Origin of the sequence: Opacimonas viscosa (assembly GCF_024199005.1) — a bacterium.
GTDB classification, from domain to species: Bacteria; Pseudomonadota; Gammaproteobacteria; order Enterobacterales; family Alteromonadaceae; genus Opacimonas; species Opacimonas viscosa.
Window position 1 is genome coordinate 1 of sequence record NZ_JANATA010000393.1, and the last position, 221, is coordinate 221.

Consider the following 221-nt stretch of genomic DNA (forward strand, 5'->3'; position numbering starts at 1 on the left):
CTGTTGTGGCTCATAAAACCGAAAGAGTAGTTTCATCAGCGTTGATTTTCCCGCGCCGCTTTCACCTACCACCGCTACTTTTGAGCCTGGCGGTACATCAAAGCTTAAGCCGTTAAGTATCTGTCGATTATCAGTGTATGCAAAATGGACATTGTTAAATCGCAGTGCGGGGTTCGCACAGGTTAATTCCGTAGCGTCGTGGGCATCTTTTATGGCCGGAG

1 protein-coding gene is annotated in these 221 nt (G+C 48.0%); it reads right to left on the reverse strand.

What is annotated here, in order from left to right; translation table 11 throughout:
- A partial coding sequence (locus NLF92_RS14035; protein ID WP_254102888.1) for an ATP-binding cassette domain-containing protein occupies nucleotides 1-221 on the reverse strand: 221 nt, incomplete at both ends.